At 72.0% G+C, this 14,078-nt stretch carries 13 protein-coding genes; 2 read left to right on the top strand and 11 right to left on the bottom strand.

The window, feature by feature from the left end:
• Positions 1-485 precede the first annotated feature (485 nt).
• From glmS to FHX71_RS05360, 7 genes are all read right to left on the bottom strand, one after another.
• Positions 486-2,309 (bottom strand): glutamine--fructose-6-phosphate transaminase (isomerizing), encoded by a 1,824-nt coding sequence (gene glmS / locus FHX71_RS05390; RefSeq protein ID WP_182614762.1) that lies wholly within the window; start codon positions 2,307-2,309, stop codon positions 486-488.
• Between the two features lie 33 nt (positions 2,310-2,342).
• The gene (locus FHX71_RS05385; protein WP_182614761.1) at positions 2,343-2,606 is read right to left on the bottom strand and encodes a hypothetical protein; all 264 of its coding nucleotides are present in this window, start codon (positions 2,604-2,606) and stop codon (positions 2,343-2,345) included.
• Between the two features lie 184 nt (positions 2,607-2,790).
• Positions 2,791-4,050 carry a tyrosine--tRNA ligase gene (gene tyrS, locus FHX71_RS05380; RefSeq protein ID WP_312876932.1) on the bottom strand — a complete coding sequence of 420 codons (1,260 nt, stop codon included), beginning with the start codon at positions 4,048-4,050 and terminating at the stop codon, positions 2,791-2,793.
• 101 nt (positions 4,051-4,151) lie between these two features.
• Positions 4,152-5,846, bottom strand: coding sequence for a SpoIIE family protein phosphatase (locus FHX71_RS29950; RefSeq protein ID WP_182614759.1), 1,695 nt, complete (start codon positions 5,844-5,846; stop codon positions 4,152-4,154).
• 73 nt (positions 5,847-5,919) lie between these two features.
• Positions 5,920-6,564: an SGNH/GDSL hydrolase family protein gene (locus FHX71_RS05370; protein WP_182614758.1), complete on the bottom strand. Its 645-nt coding sequence runs from the start codon at positions 6,562-6,564 to the stop codon at positions 5,920-5,922.
• A complete protein-coding gene (locus FHX71_RS05365; protein ID WP_182614757.1) occupies positions 6,561-7,424 on the bottom strand; it encodes a fumarylacetoacetate hydrolase family protein in 864 nt (287 codons plus the stop codon). The genes FHX71_RS05370 and FHX71_RS05365 overlap by 4 nt, the downstream gene beginning before the upstream one ends.
• 63 nt (positions 7,425-7,487) lie before the next feature.
• Entirely contained in the window at positions 7,488-8,255 is a 768-nt protein-coding gene (locus tag FHX71_RS05360) for an SDR family NAD(P)-dependent oxidoreductase (RefSeq protein ID WP_182614756.1), read from the bottom strand.
• Between the two features lie 262 nt (positions 8,256-8,517).
• Between FHX71_RS05360 and FHX71_RS05355 the strand changes: the two genes are divergently transcribed.
• Positions 8,518-9,858, top strand: a complete 1,341-nt coding sequence (locus FHX71_RS05355) for an MFS transporter (RefSeq protein WP_182614755.1) — start codon at positions 8,518-8,520, stop codon at positions 9,856-9,858.
• A 57-nt stretch (positions 9,859-9,915) separates the two neighbouring features.
• On the top strand, positions 9,916-10,893 hold the full coding sequence (locus tag FHX71_RS05350) for an ATP-grasp domain-containing protein (protein ID WP_182614754.1): 978 nt from the start codon (positions 9,916-9,918) through the stop codon (positions 10,891-10,893).
• A 105-nt stretch (positions 10,894-10,998) separates the two neighbouring features.
• Here the strand turns inward: FHX71_RS05350 and FHX71_RS05345 are convergent, their stop codons facing one another.
• The 4 genes from FHX71_RS05345 to FHX71_RS05330 form a co-directional block, all read right to left on the bottom strand.
• On the bottom strand, positions 10,999-12,438 hold the full coding sequence (locus FHX71_RS05345) for a permease prefix domain 1-containing protein (protein ID WP_246402236.1): 1,440 nt from the start codon (positions 12,436-12,438) through the stop codon (positions 10,999-11,001).
• Positions 12,438-12,800 carry a PadR family transcriptional regulator gene (locus FHX71_RS05340; protein WP_182614753.1) on the bottom strand — a complete coding sequence of 121 codons (363 nt, stop codon included), beginning with the start codon at positions 12,798-12,800 and terminating at the stop codon, positions 12,438-12,440. Before FHX71_RS05340 ends, FHX71_RS05345 begins: the two co-directional genes overlap by 1 nt.
• Before the next feature lie 62 nt (positions 12,801-12,862).
• Positions 12,863-13,510: a DNA-3-methyladenine glycosylase gene (locus tag FHX71_RS05335; RefSeq protein WP_182614752.1), complete on the bottom strand. Its 648-nt coding sequence runs from the start codon at positions 13,508-13,510 to the stop codon at positions 12,863-12,865.
• On the bottom strand, positions 13,510-14,061 hold the full coding sequence (locus tag FHX71_RS05330) for a uridine kinase family protein (RefSeq protein ID WP_182614751.1): 552 nt from the start codon (positions 14,059-14,061) through the stop codon (positions 13,510-13,512). The genes FHX71_RS05335 and FHX71_RS05330 overlap by 1 nt, the downstream gene beginning before the upstream one ends.
• Between the last annotated feature and the right edge of the window lie 17 nt (positions 14,062-14,078).

Genomic DNA, 14,078 nt, shown 5'->3' with positions numbered 1-14,078 from the left:
GGCCGAGAGAATTCTTCGAGCAACCGAAGGAATTCTGATCCCATTTTTCGCCGACCATTCAAAGTCAGAAACCTTGATGATCCGCAGAGGAAGGGAACCATCCGAAGTGGACCGCGGTGCAAACCGCGTCATCCTCGTTCGGAGGCAACCTCTGTAACTTACCCTACCACGCTCCCCGGCGCAAGCATCCTGGTCAGAAACGATCAGAAGCGAAGCAACGGGGCGCCTGTCCGGCAAGCCCCACCCAGATCCGAAGCGCACGAAGCCACCTGCAAGATCTGGAGTGGTTTCCGCCCCGGGACCGGCCAGTCACGCCCTAAGCGCTTCCTGTCCGTGTCTCCCTGTCGGGCGAACAACGGGAACAGTACACAGCGATCGCTGTCCACGCAAAATCAGCGTGCGTACGACGTGCGCGGCGGTGCGCGAGGCATGTCTCGCCGCCGTCACCGGTGACGAGACAGGCGCCCGCGCACCCGCAGGCGACGTCATTCCACGGTGACGGACTTCGCCAGGTTCCGCGGCTTGTCCACGTCATGACCGAGCGTCAGCGCCGCGTGATACGCCAACAGCTGGAGCGGGACCGTCAGGAGCAGCGGGTCGAGCTCCCGCTCGTTGCGGGGCACGTCGATGCGCTCCGCCCGCAGCTCCCCCAGGTCCACGCCGGCGTGCGTGATGACCACGAGGGGGCCGCCGCGCGCGTCGATCTCGTGCAGGGCGGCCACGTTCCGGTCGGTCAGCTCGTCGTCGGGCACGATCGCGACGGTGGGCACCTCCGGCGAGATGAGCGCGAGCGGTCCGTGCTTCAGCTCGGACATCTGGTACGCCTCGGCGTGCCGGTAGCTGATCTCCTTGAACTTCTGCGCGCCCTCCCGCGCCACCGGGTAGCCGCGCACGCGGCCCACGAAGAACAGGCTCTCGGCGGCCGCAAGCGCCTTGGCAGCCTCCGCGATCCGCTCCTCGCCGTCGAGCACCTGCTCGATCTGGGCCGGCAGGGCCTGCAGGCCGGCGACGAGCCGGCGCCCGTCGGCGACGGAGAGGTCACGGACCCGGCCGAGCTGGAGGGCCAGCAGGGCGAAGCCCACGTACATGGTGGTGAGCGCCTTGGTGGAGGCGACGGCGATCTCGGGCCCGGCGTGCAGGTAGATGCCGCCGTCGCAGGCGCGGGCGATCGCGGAGCCGACGACGTTGACCAGGCCGATGACGTGGCCGCCCTTGCGCTTGATCTCCTCGACGGCCAGCAGCGTGTCGATGGTCTCGCCCGACTGGCTGACCGCGACATACAGGGTGTCGGGCTCGATGACGGGGTCGCGGTAGCGGAACTCGCTCGCGGCCTCGGCGTCGGCGGGGACGCGGGCGAGCTCCTCGACGAGCGACGCCCCCATCTGTCCCACGTAGTACGCCGAGCCGCAGCCCAGGATCTTGACGCGGCGGACGGCGCGCAGCGCGCGGGCGTCCATCTCGAGGCCGCCCAGGTGCGCGGTGGCGAAGCGTTCGTCCAGCCGGCCGCGCAGGGCGCGCTCCACGCTGGCGGGCTGCTCCAGCATCTCGGTGTACATGCGCGGGCGGCCGTCGATCTGGCCGTGCTCGTAGGCGCTGGGGTCGACGTCGACCTCGCGGGCCGTGGTCTGCGTGCGGGTCAGGTCCCGGCGGAACGTGGTGAAGCCCGCGGCCGTGACGGTCGCCAGCTCGCCGTCGGCCAGGTGGGCGACGGTGGTGGTGTGGCGGACGAGGGCGGCAAGGTCCGAGGCCACGAACATCTCCTTCTCCCCCACGCCGACCAGCAGCGGGCTGCCGTTGCGCGCCACCACCACCCGGTCGGGGAAGTCCGCGTGGACGACGGCGAGCCCGTAGGTGCCCTCCACCGCGTCGAGCGCGTCGATCACCTTGCCCTCCAGCGTGTCCGCGGTGGACAGCGAGACGAGGTGGGCGAACACCTCCGTGTCGGTGTCGCTCGCGAGCTCGATGCCCTGGCCGGTGAGGCGGGCGCGCAACGCGGCGGCGTTGTCGATGATGCCGTTGTGCACGACGGCGACCGTGCCGCTCATGTCGGTGTGCGGGTGCGCGTTCACGTCGGTCGCGGGACCGTGCGTCGCCCACCGGGTGTGGCCGATGCCGACGCGTCCGGACATCCGCTTGGGCAGCACCTCGGCGAGGTCCCGGACCCGGCCGGCGCGCTTGGTGACCTTGAGCTGGGAGCCGACGACGGCGACGCCCGCGGAGTCGTACCCGCGGTGCTCCAGCCTGCCGAGCGCCTCGACCAGCAGGGGGGCGGCGTTCTGGCCGCCGATGTAACCGACGATTCCACACATGATGGTGCTCCTTCGACGTGATGGGCGCGGGGCTCAGCCGTAGATCATCCGGCGCAGCTGCCGCTCGGTGAGCCGCGGCGCCGCGACGACGCGCTGCTCCAGCTCGGCGGCGATGCGCGCGAAGATCTCGGGGTTCTTCGCCCCGTGCGTCTTCAGCTCGGCGTGCCGGCGGCGGACGACGTCCTCCACCGGTTCGGCGAGGTAGGCGACGACGTCGCCGACGACCCGCGCCGCCTCGGCGGGCGTGAGGCCGGTGGTCGCCGCCACCTGGGCGACGAGATCAGGAGACGTCGTCATGACGCCGAGCATCACCCATCCGGACGGCGAACAGCAACTTCTTGCCCGGAATCGGGCAAGACCGTGCTCCGCGGCACGCACCGCGGCCGGAAAGAAGGTCCGGGCACACGAACGGCGGCCGCCCGCTGGTGAGCGGGCGGCCGCCGTCGTGCATGGCGGGCCGGTCAGGAAACCGGTCGGGCAGTCACTCCGAGGCGGCGACCGCCAGGGTCTTCTTGCCCCGGCGCAGCACCGCGTACCGCCCGTGGAGCAGGTCCTCGGGAGCGAGCGCGGCGTCGTCGGACGTGACCTTGACGTTGTTCACGTACGCACCGCCCTCGGCGATCGCGCGCCGCGCGGCGCCCTTGGACGCGACCAGGCCGGACCCGACCATCAGGTCGGCGACCAGGTCGCCGGCCTTGGCCGTCACGCGCGGCAGCTCGGAGACCGCGCCCGCGAGGGTGCGCACGTCGAGGTCGTCGAGCGAGCCGCGGCCGAACAGCGCCTGGCTCGCCGCGATGACCGCCTCCGTCGCCCCGGCGCCGTGCACCAGCGTGGTCACGTCACCCGCGAGCGCCTTCTGGGCCTCGCGCGCGAACGGCCGCTCGGCGACCTCCCGCTCGAGCTCCGCGATCTCGTCGCGGGAGCGGAAGGTGAACACCTTGAGGTAGCTCACGACGTCGGCGTCGGCCTGGTTGAGCCAGAACTGGTAGAAGGCGTACGGGCTGGTCATCTCCGGGTCGAGCCAGACGGAGCCGCCCTCGGACTTGCCGAACTTGGTGCCGTCCGCCTTGGTGATGAGCGGCGTCGTCAGGGCGTGCGCCCCGACCCCCTCCGCCTTGCGGATCAGCTCGACGCCGGCCAGCAGGTTGCCCCACTGGTCGTTGCCGCCGAGCTGCAGGGTGATGCCGTGCCGCCGGTACAGCTCGCGGTAGTCCATGCCCTGCAGCACCTGGTAGCTGAACTCGGTGAAGCTGATGCCCTCGTCCGAGGCGAGCCGTCGGGCCACGATGTCCTTGGACAGCATGGTGCCCATCCGGAAGTGCTTGCCGATGTCGCGCAGGAACTCGATCGCGGACATGGGGGCGGTCCAGTCGAGGTTGTTCACCATGCTCGCGGCGTTGCCCCCCTCGAAGGAGAGGTGCGGCTCGATCTGGGCGCGGATGCGCTCGACCCAGCTCGCCACGATCTCGGGCGAGTTGAGCGTGCGCTCGCCCGAGTCGCGGGGGTCGCCGATGAGGCCCGTCGCGCCGCCGACCAGCAGGTAGGGCCGGTGGCCGGCGTCCTGCAGCCTGCGTGCCGTGAGGATCTGGACGAGGTTGCCGATGTGCAGCGACGGAGCCGTGGGGTCGAAGCCCACGTAATAGTCCACGGTGCCCTCCGACAGTGCAGAACGCAGCGCGGCCTCGTCGGTGGACTGCGCCACCAGGCCTCGCCATTGCAGCTCGTCGAAGATGTGGGTCACCGTGGATGCTCCTTGTTTCATGGGACTGCGAGTTTCATGGGACTGCGGGCTCGTCTGCCCGCACGTCATAGTCTGCCCGACGGCGGGGCGGGGCTCGCCCCTCACCACTCCTCGTGGGACGCCGGCTCCGCGGCGGCGCGCACGATCACGATCGCGACGTCGTCGTCGACGTCGGTCGAGAGCATGCCGGACAGGGCCGTCTCGACCACGACGCCGAGCGCGGCGTCGTGGGTTCCCTCGAGCACCTTGGCGAGCTGGTCCAGCCGGGCGCGCAGGCCGGCCGTCCTCGTCTCGATCAGCCCGTCGGTGTAGAGCACGAGCGTGTCGCCGGGACACAGGTCCACCGCGTGGTCCTGCCGGGCCGCACCGGAGTCCATGCCGAGGAGCAGGTCGTTGCGTATCCGCAGGATCTCGCTCGTGCCGTCGGCCCGGACCAGGATGGGCGGCAGGTGCCCGGCGCTGGACCACCGCACGGTCCGGGACCGGCCGGTCGCCTGCTCCACGCGGGCCACCAGGGCGGTGGCGGTCGCGGCGTTGCCGAGCGCGAGGCCGTCGATGGCGGCGTCCACGCGCTCCAGCACCCGCGCGGGCGTCCCCTGGCTGTCGTAGCCGATGGCGCGTACGAGCGCACGGAGCTGGCCCATCGCGACGGCGGCGCGCAGGTCGTGCCCGATCACGTCGCCGATCACGAGGGTCGTCGCGCCGTCCCGGGTCGCGAACGCGTCGTACCAGTCGCCGCCGATGTCCCGCTCGGCCGCGGCCGGCTGGTAGTGCACGACGACCTCGAGGCCGTCGAACTGCGGTGGTTCGGTGAGCACGGCCTGCTGCAGCGCCAGGGACACCTCGGTGGCGCGGTTGCGTTCCTCCTCCGAGCGGGCGGCCCGGAGCTGCAGCGCGTCGTCGTTGACGCGGCGGCGGACGACGTCGCGCAGCGCCGCGGCGACCGTCGTCGACAGCACGACCATGAAGCGGACGTAGTCCGCGTCCCACGGCCGCACCACCGTGGCGCGCAGCACGAGGACGGCGAGGATCGTGCTGTCGTGGCCCGAGCGGACGGGTTTGACCACCATGCCGGGGGCCACCTGGCGCCGGCCGGAGCGCAGCGCCCGCAGGACGGCGGCCAGCTCGGCCGGCTCCCGGGCCTGCCCGGTCTCCAGGACGATCCCCGGGCCACGCACGTCGTACAGCGCGGCGCGGGCGATGTCGCCGCTGCGGGACAGCACCCGGAGCACGGGCAGCGCGAAGGTACGCAGGTCGGTGAACGTCGTGGGCAGGGTCGCGTGCACCTCGCCGAGCGCGACCAGGCGTCGCTGGTTGATCACCTCGAGCGTGGTCTCCGTCGCGATGTCGAGCACGCCCACGACCCGGCCGTCGTCGTCCAGCAGGGGGCTGTACGAGAAGGTGAAGTAGGTCTCCTCGTCATAACCGGAGCGGTTCATCAGCAGGAGCAGGTCACGGCTGAGCGTGGGCTGCCCCGTGGTCAGCACGGCGTCGAACAGCGGGCCGATGTCGTCCCAGATCTCGGCCCAGACGACGCGCGCGGGGCCGCCCAGCGCACCCGGGTGCTTGTCCGTGCCGAGCATCTCCCGGTAGCCGTCGTTGTAGATCAGCGTCAGGTCGGGGCCCCAGACCATCATCACGGGGAACCGCGTGGAGAAGCAGAGCCGGACGGCGTGCCGCAGCGACTCCGGCCAGGTGTCGGGCGGGCCCAGCGGGGTGGCGTCCCACGCCACCTCGCGGGCCTCGCGCCCGATGGCGCTGGGTGCCGTCGCCGCCTCGAACCATGCCGATCTCACGGGCAAATGCTAACGAGAACGTCGGCCCGTTCCCGACTTCCGCCGGGTGATTGCCGACTTGTCCCGGTTTGCGTCAGGCACTCCTCTTGGCGCCTCCGTCGGCCGCCGACGGCGCACCCGAGCGGTGGGCCGCCAGCCAGGCGTCCGCGATGAGCTGCGACGCCGCGGGCGTGGGATGCACGCCGTCGGGGGCGAGCTCCTGCGCCCCCGCGTGCTCCGCGGCGGCGGTGAGGACCGTGTGCAGCGGCACCGGCGTGGCCCCCGTCTCGGCCGCGAGCCGCCCCACGACCTCGCGCTTGCCGGCGAGGTCGTCGAGCCAGCCCTGCTGCTCCGGCCGCACCGGCAGCAGGAACGGCTCGACGAGGACCAGGCGGGGGCTGCCGGGCACCCGGTCCAGCAGCCGGCGGTACGTCGCCTCGAAGTCCTCGGCGCTCGTGGGGTCGTCGGCGTCGAACCGACGCCAGGTGTCGTTGACGCCCACGTACAGGGTGAGGACGTCGGGGGCGCTCGCCGCGACGTCGCGGTCCCAGCGGGCCTCCAGGTCGACGGCGCGGTCGCCGCCGATGCCGAGGTTGCGCACCTGGGCGCCGGGCAGGGCGGCCGCGACGAGGCGTACGTAGCCGTCGCCGAGCGAGGTGGCGTCCGCGCGGTCGCGGCCCGCGTCGGTGATCGAGTCGCCGACGAAGACGAGCCGCTCGGTGGTTCCGCTGCCGGTCATGAGGCAGTTCCTCTCGTGGTGGTGAACGCGTGGCGCTGGCGGCCGAGGCCCTCGATCTCCAGGGTGACGACGTCGCCGTCCCGCAGGTACGGGAAGCGGCCCGACAGGGCGACGCCCTCGGGCGTGCCCGTGCAGATCAGGTCGCCCGGCTCCAGCGCCATGTACTGCGACAGATGGTGCACGATCTCGGCGACACCGAAGATCATGTCCGCCGTCGACGAGTCCTGCCGCGGCTCCCCGTTGACGAAGGAGCGCAGCCGCAGGGCGCCCGGGTCCACCTCGTCGGCCGGGACGAGCGCCGGGCCGGTGGGCAGGAACCCCGGGCCGCACTTGCCCTTGGACCACTGGCCGAGCGAGTCGTCGAGCTGCCACGCCCGCTCGCTGACGTCGTCCACCACCGTGTAGCCCGCGACGTGCTCGCGCGCCGCCTCGACCGACGGCAGGTAGCTCGCGCGCCGGCCGATCACGACCGCGAGCTCCACCTCCCAGTCGACCTTCTCGGCGCCGGGCGGCAGCGGCACGGCGTCGTCCGGGCCGCCGATCGTGTTGGGGTGCTTGAAGAAGACGATCGGCAGGCGCGGCGGCTCCGCGCCGGACTCGCGCGCGTGCGCGGCATAGTTCTGCCCGATGCAGACGACGGCGGCGGGCCGCGCGACCGGCGCCCCGCGGCGCAGCCCGTCCGCGCCGTCGAGCACGGGCAGCTCCCCCGCCGCGAGCGCGGCCCGGGTGCGCGCCACGCCGTCGGCGGCGAGGAAGGTGCCGTCGACGTCGGAGGTGAGCGGGCGCAGGTCGTAGGTGACGCCGTCGGAGGTGACGGCGGGGATCTCCTGGCCGGCGGGGCCCAGGCGGAGCAGGTGCATCGTGTCCTCGTTCTCGGTGCGGGTACTGGGTGCGTTCTTGCGGGCGTTCTTGCGGGGGTGGGCTCAGGGCTGCTCTGGCGGGCGGACGCGCAGCTCGTGCATGCCGCCGTCGACCGCGAGCGCCGTGCCGGTGGTGGCCGTGGCGAGCGGGCTGGCGAGGTAGCACACGGCGTGCGCGACGGCCTCGGGGCTTACGAGCCGGCCGGTGGGCTGGCGGGCCTCCAGGGCGGCGCGCTCGGCCTCAGGGTCGGCGGCGGCGTCGAGCAGGCGGCCCACCCAGGGCGTGTCGACGGTGCCGGGGTTCACGCAGGTCACGCGGATGCCCTCGCGCACGTGGTCGGCGGCCATCGCGAGGGTGAGCGCCTGGACGGCGCCCTTGCTGGCGGAGTACAGGGCGCGCTGCGGCAGCCCGGTCCAGGAGGCGATCGACGCGGTGTTGACGACGGCGGCGTGCGCCGAGGCGCGCAGGTAAGGCAGGGCGGCGCGGGTGACCCGGACGATGCCGAGGACGTTCACGTCGAGCACGCGCAGCCACTCGGCGTCGTCGTTGTCGGCGACGGTGCCCTGGGCGCCGATCCCGGCGTTGTTGACGACGACGTCGATGCCGCCCATTCGCCGGGCGGCGGCCTCGACGGCGGCGCGCACGGCGGCGTCGTCGGTCACGTCGGCGACCTCTCCGGACGCGCCCTGCGGGACGCCGTCGGACGCGCGGTCGATCGCGACGACCTGGGCGCCGCGCTCCAGCAGGGCGGTCACGACGGCGGCGCCGATGCCGGACGCCCCTCCCGTGACGATGGCGCGGACGCCGTCGAACTCAAGGGCTGCGGTCACGGGAACTCCTCCTGGAAACGGCTGCGGTGGCGATTCATCGAATCTATAGCACCGATCCAGCGTGCTCCGATAGCCCTGGTCACCTGCTGGACCCACCGGTCGAGGGCTACCGGGGCGATACGTCATACCTCTTGGCCTCGTGGTCCATCCGGACGATGAACTACGGCGACGACCGATGAGTTCGGCAGTGCTCCGCCGTCGGACGTCGCATGGATACGAAAAAGGCTCTGCGGCAGGCCGGGACGTCGGGCAGGATCGAGCGATGAGCGCCACGGACATGCCCCACTGGAAGCGGAACGTCGGGCTGTTCCTGACCGGACAGACCATCTCGCTGCTGGGTTCGATGCTGGTCCAGTTCGCCGTCATGTGGCACCTGACCATCGAGACCCGGTCGGGTTCGGTGCTCATGCTCAGCATCGTGTTCGGCATGCTGCCGCAGGCGTTCGTCTCGATCTTCGGCGGCGTCTGGGCGGACCGGCACTCCCGCAAGCTGCTGATCATGGGCGCGGACACCACGATCGCCGTCGTCACGCTCGGCCTGGCGCTGCTCATGCTCAGCGGCGTGGACGACCTGTGGGTCATCTACGTGGCGCTGGCGGTGCGCTCGGTGTTCGCGGGCATCCAGACGCCCGCCGTGAGCGCGATGATCCCCCAGATCGTGCCGGCCGACCAGCTCATGCGGGTCAACGGGATGTTCCAGTCGATCCAGTCGGGCATGATGCTGCTCGCCCCGGCCCTGGCCGCCGCGATCTACGCGTCCTTCGACATCGTCGCGGTGTTCTTCGTGGACGCGGCCACCGCGCTCATCGGCGTCGGGATGCTCGCCCTGGTCACCGTGCCGCGCCTGGTCCGGGCCGACGGCGCGGACGGGCCGGTCAGCTACTTCGGCGACCTCGCGGCCGGCGTGCGCTACATCGGCGCCAACGCCCCCGTGAAGTGGCTGGTCGCGCTGTTCGCGCTGGTCATGTTCCTGGTCGGCGCCCCGAGCTACCTCACGCCGCTGATGGTCACCCGCACGTTCGGCGACGAGGTGTGGAAGCTGACCGCCAACGAGCTGTTCTGGGGCGGCGGCATGCTGCTCGGCGGCATCATCATGGCGACGGTCGGGCCCCGGATCAAGCGGCGGGTGCGGCTCATGGTCGGCTCGGTGCTCCTGACCGGCGTGCTGGTCGCCGGGCTGGGCCTGTCCACCAACATGTGGGTGTTCTTCGGGCTCGGCCTGCTGATCGGCATCATGTTCGCCGCCCTGAACACCCCGGCGTTCACGATCATCCAGGAGCGCGTCGAGCCGGAGATGCAGGGCCGGGTGTTCGGCTTCGTCGGCATCGTGATCACGGTCGCCATGCCGCTGTCGATGGTCGTGTTCGGGCCGCTGGCCGACCAGTTCTCCGTGGAGTCGCTGCTCGTCCTGGCCGGGGTGCTGCTCGTCGTGGTGCTGGGCGCGCTCCTCGCCGTCCCGGCGGCGCGGCGGTCGCTCGCGGAGATCGACCGGGCGCCGGAGCCTGCGGCGTCGGAGACTGCGGCGTCGGACGAGGCGACGGGGGCGCCGTCGTCGGAAAACCGGGAGCCGGCTGTGCCGCAGGACACAGCCGACCTGCACTGACGGCGTGAAAGGATCGATGGGTCCCATAGCCGGCAGCCATGTGCGCGGAAGGTTCCTGTGAGCGTCCCGAAGATCTATGCCCTGCACGAGAACCCCGAGTGGTTCCCTCCGTTCGCCGAGGCCTTCGCGGCCGAGGGCGTCGAGTACGTGGAGTGGGTGCTGACCGACGGCGTCCTGGACCTTGACGAGGCGCCGCCGGAGGGCATCTTCTGGTCCCGCATCTCGGCGAGCAGCCACACGCGCGACCACGGCCTGACCAAGGACTACTCGCGCGCGGTGCTGTCCTGGCTGGAGGCGTACGGCCGCCGCACGGTCAACGGCCGCCGCGTGCTGGAGCTCGAGATGAGCAAGGTGGACCAGCTCACCGCGCTCCGCGCCGCGGGCATCGACACCCCGCGCACGATCGCCGCCGTCGGCCGAGACCAGGTGCTGAAGGCCGCGCAGGGCTTCCCGACGCCGTTCGTCACCAAGCACAACCAGGGCGGCAAGGGCCTGGGCGTGCGCAAGTTCGACACGTTCGAGGACCTCGCGCAGTACGTGGCCTCCGACGAGTACGAGGAGCCCGTGGACGGCATCACGCTGGTCCAGGAGTACGTCGTGGCGGCCGACGGCGGCATCACGCGCGTCGAGCTCGTGGGCGGCGAGATGGTCTACGCCGTCCGCGGCGACACGGAGCGCGGCGGGTTCCAGCTCTGCCCCGCCGACGCCTGCGCCGTCGACCCGGTCACCGGCCGGCCGATCATGCCGGTGGGCGCGACCGTCTCGATGGCGCCCGACGAGGAGTGGGGGCTGTTCTCCGAGCGCGAGGGCTACGACGACCCCGTGGTCGGCAAGTACCTGGAGTTCACGCGGCGGCACGGCATCGAGGTCGCGGGCATCGAGAACATCCGGACGGCCGACGGCCGGGTGCTGACGTACGACGTGAACACCAACACGAACTACAACAGCGACGTCGAGCAGGGCACGGCCCGCTCGGGCCCGCGGGAGATCGTCCGCCACCTGGCCCGCGTTCTGAAGGACACCTACCCCGCCTGACGGCGCTCGTTGAGTGCTGGGTATTCGTCCTTCCGGCGCACGGAAAAGGGCGAATACCCAGCACTCAACGAACGGGTTGGGTTGGGTGGGGTGGGGTGGGGCGGGTCAGGCGAAGGCGAAGATCGGGCCGAACGTGATCACCACGATCGACGCCCAGATCGCGTAGACCGGGAGGTACTGCGTCTGCCAGTGCTCGATCGCGCCGAACGAGCGGCGGCCGCGCACGAAGCCCGTGGCGAGCCACGCCGCCCACGCGAGGTGGACCAGCAGCACGAGGTTGAGCCCGAGCGCCGCGACCTTGTTGGCGGTGAAGCCGAACTCGGCGATGCGGGTGAGCATCGCGGTCAGCGCGACGGCGTCCACCGCGAGCGCCGCGCCGACCAGCGCGAGCTGCATCCAGTCGAAGATCCCGGGCGGCGCGAGCGGGTCGCGCGCCGAGATCGAGTACAGCAGCAGGAACAGGACCAGCACGAGGATCGCGTCCATGAGGATGAGCAGGTCGCGGTCGACGTCGGTGAGCGGCCCGTTGACGAGCAGCACCACGAAGATCGCGACCAGCATGACGATGGTCAGCGGCGTGAACACCCGGGTCAGCACCGGGGCGATGTTCTCGACGACGTTCTTCTTGGCCTCCACCAGCCACGCGCCGACCAGGAGCGCGCCGGGCAGGCAGAACGGCAGGAGCCAGTCCGCGAAGACCGGCCCGAAGTCGACGCCGACGAGGCTGAGCGTGCCGAAGGTGAGCCCGATGAGCAGCATGCCGCCGAGCGCGATGAGCGCGAGGTAGATGATCAGCTCGCCGGTGAACCGCACGAAGTCCATGCGGCGCGCGCCCGACCGCCAGGCGCCGCCCGCGTAGACGACGCCGAGGAGCAGCCAGAGCACCACGGGCGTGTGGGTGATCGCGAGGAACTCGGTCATGCCGGCCCCGTCGAACTCGCCGGGCTCGAACGGGTAGAGGTTGACCACGAGCGCGAACGCCGTCGTGATCGCGACCAGCAGGGCGCTCACCCGCCACGGCACGTGCCGCTTCCACACGAAGTAGCCGGCGAGGAACGGCAGGACGGCGAAGACGCCGTTGCGCACGAGCACCAGCTCGTTGCCGACCGTCGCGGCGAGCAGCACCTTGAGCACGATGCCGGCGCCGACCGCGAGCGCCAGGACGACGGCGAGCTCCCGCCAGCGGCCGCCGTCGCCCGGCTCCTCGGGGACCAGCACGAGCTGCTTCCAGAGCCGGTCGGAGTGCTCGCGGGCGAACTCGCGGGAGACCTCGTCGAGGTTGCCCATGCGCTTGACGGCCACGAGGAAGGCTTCCTCGTCCTCCAGCCCGCTCGCGGTCAGGTCGCTGACCTGGCCGCGCAGGTGGTCCTCCATCTCGTCGACGTCGGCGGCGGAGATGGCTCGGCGGCGCTGGACGTAGCCGCGCCACAGGTCGATCTGCTCCTCGAGCACGACGTGCTCGGCCGGCTCGGCCGGCTCGGTCGGTTCGCTCCGGGGCCGGCCGAACCGGGGCTGCCCGCCGTCGTTCGCGTTCTGGTCGCTCATCAGGCCCACCCCTCGGCGACGGCGGGTCCGGGCTGGACGTCCTGCCAGACCTGCTTGAGCGCGTCGGACACGACGGCCCACTGCTGACGCCGTTCGGCGAGCGCCTCCCGGCCCGACGCGGTGATCGCGTAGTGCTTGCGCCGCCGTCCGACGTCGGAGGTGCCCCACGTCGCCTTGACGTACTCCAGGCGTTCGAGCCGGTGGAGCAGGGGGTAGAGCATGCCGTCGGTCCACTCCATGCGGCCGCCGGAGAGCTCGTTGACGCGCTTGAGGATCGCGTAGCCGTACGACTCGCCGTCGGCGAGGATGCCGAGGACGAGCGGCGTGGCGGACGCCGCGACCAGATCCTTGTCGATGTGCACCTGCACTCCTATGCCTAGTGCTGCTAGGGATGCCTACCCTAGCAGCACTAGGCATAGGGGTCCTAGGTTCGCGTGCGACGCGGCGCGGCCGCCCGGTAGACCGAGACGGTCGGCTCGCCGTCGAGCCAGAACCGCCAGGGGTACAGGTCCGCGCGGCCGCCGTCGCCGCTCACGCCCACGCGCGGCCCGGTCAGCACGCTGCCCGACGGCGCCGACGGCACGTCCAGCACCACCGCACCTTCCAGGTCCGTGACGTCGGCGCCGTCGTCGGACAGGTCGAGGCCGAGCGCGACGGTCAGGCGCGCGGGGCCGCGCGCCAGGTCGCGGTCGGTGCGGGCGACGCCGGAGGCGAGCCGCCGACGCCGGGCGAGCGCGACGCCCTCGGGGCCGGGGCCGGTCACCTCGCCGGCCCGCAGCAGCACCGCCGACGCCGCTCCCTCCGGCCCGCAGACCACGTTGGCGCAGTAGTGCAGGCCCAGGTGGCGGTACACGTACAGGTGCCCGGGCTCGCCGAACATCGTCTCGTTGCGCCGGGTCGGACCGCGGAAGGCGTGGGAGCCGGGGTCGTTGGTCCCGTCGTACGCCTCGACCTCGGTGATCCGCAGCGCGACGACGCCGTCGGCGGTGCGGCGGGTGAGCGTGGCGCCCAGCAGGTCGCGCGCGACGTCGACGACGGGCCGGTCGAAGAACTCCCGGGATGTCCGCCCCATCAGATCAGCGTGCCGACGCCGTCCAGGTGCAGGTCGGCGCGTTCCCGGGTGCGCTCGCGGGCGTAGTGCTCCGCCTCGTCGGCCATCCAGCGCAGCCAGTGCTCGCGGGCGTCCTCGCCGTCGCGGGCCAGGCCGCGGCGCAGCCGCTCGGCGTCGTCGGCCTGGACCCAGATGCGGAACGCGCCCAGCGCGTCCACCTGGCGCGCGCCCGCGCCGCAGCCCTCCACCACCACGTGGGCCGACGGCGGCACGTCGTGCCACTCGGCCCAGGCGCCGGCGACCCAGTCGTAGCGCCGGTAGCGGACCCGCTCCCCCGCGGCCAGCGGGTCCAGCACCCAGCGGCGCAGGTTCTCGGCGCCGCCGTCGGGGCCGGCCGCCCAGCCCTCGTAGAGGTCGTCCATGTGGATCACCGGGGCCTCCAGCGCGTCCGCGAGCTGTGCCGCCAGCGTCGTCTTGCCCGAACCAGCCGGCCCGTCGACGCACACCAGTCGCGTGTCGACCACCCTGATCCGGCCCAGCACCTCACCCAGCACCCCTGGCGTGACGGTCATCCCGCTCCCCTCATAGG

Source organism: Promicromonospora sukumoe (assembly GCF_014137995.1).
GTDB lineage: Bacteria > Actinomycetota > Actinomycetes > Actinomycetales > Cellulomonadaceae > Promicromonospora > Promicromonospora sukumoe.
Note: the sequence above shows the minus strand (reverse complement) of the source record. Positions and strands in the feature narration are given on the sequence as shown.

What these genes read in the sequence shown, in the direction of transcription:
- FHX71_RS05335 (WP_182614752.1), bottom strand. Translation starts at nt 13,510, where the DNA reads ATGGGGCGGACATCCCGGGAGTTCTTCGACCGGCCCGTCGTCGACGTC.
- FHX71_RS05330 (WP_182614751.1), bottom strand. Translation starts at nt 14,061, where the DNA reads ATGACCGTCACGCCAGGGGTGCTGGGTGAGGTGCTGGGCCGGATCAGG.
- glmS (WP_182614762.1), bottom strand. Translation starts at nt 2,309, where the DNA reads ATGTGTGGAATCGTCGGTTACATCGGCGGCCAGAACGCCGCCCCCCTG.
- FHX71_RS05345 (WP_246402236.1), bottom strand. Translation starts at nt 12,438, where the DNA reads ATGAGCGACCAGAACGCGAACGACGGCGGGCAGCCCCGGTTCGGCCGG.
- FHX71_RS05365 (WP_182614757.1), bottom strand. Translation starts at nt 7,424, where the DNA reads ATGCACCTGCTCCGCCTGGGCCCCGCCGGCCAGGAGATCCCCGCCGTC.
- FHX71_RS05355 (WP_182614755.1), top strand. Translation starts at nt 8,518, where the DNA reads ATGAGCGCCACGGACATGCCCCACTGGAAGCGGAACGTCGGGCTGTTC.
- FHX71_RS05385 (WP_182614761.1), bottom strand. Translation starts at nt 2,606, where the DNA reads ATGACGACGTCTCCTGATCTCGTCGCCCAGGTGGCGGCGACCACCGGC.
- FHX71_RS05370 (WP_182614758.1), bottom strand. Translation starts at nt 6,564, where the DNA reads ATGACCGGCAGCGGAACCACCGAGCGGCTCGTCTTCGTCGGCGACTCG.